The organism is Pseudomonas sp. SDI (assembly GCF_003105155.1).
In the GTDB taxonomy this organism is placed as follows: domain Bacteria; phylum Pseudomonadota; class Gammaproteobacteria; order Pseudomonadales; family Pseudomonadaceae; genus Aquipseudomonas.
Genome location: NZ_QETK01000073.1, coordinates 1 through 408 on the forward strand (window position 1 = coordinate 1; position 408 = coordinate 408).

The 408-nt window shown below is 64.5% G+C and carries 1 protein-coding gene; it reads right to left on the reverse strand.

Annotation, left to right across the window (positions count from 1 at the left end):
* Nucleotides 1-408, reverse strand: a 408-nt coding sequence (locus tag DCO48_RS22825; RefSeq protein WP_165840825.1) for an immunoglobulin-like domain-containing protein, incomplete at both ends; no start/stop codon positions are given.

The window sequence follows — 408 nt, forward strand, 5'->3', positions numbered from 1 at the left end:
GGGCTGCCGGTGACCGGGGCACTGACCGAGGCGGTGTAGACGATCACACCACCTTCAACCGCGCTCGGGGTCGCCGTGAGGGTGACCGAGCTGTTGTTGAGGGTATCGGTGACTTGAGTCACCGCTGGCGTTTCGTTCACCACCAGGCTTTCGAAGTTGCCGCCGGTGGCGCCAGTGATCTTCGCACTGACCGGGCCGGCATCGATGTACACGTCATCAGCGGGCGCGGCGACGTTGATGCTGTTCGAGGTTTGCCCGGCGCCGATGACGATGCTCTGGCCGTTGGACAGGGTCACCGTCACTGGGGTATCGGCGGCGTTGTTCAGGGTCGCGGTATAGACGATCTGGCCGCCCTCGGCCACGGAGGTGCTGGCGCTCAGGCTAACCGTCGTAACGTCGGTTTTGTCG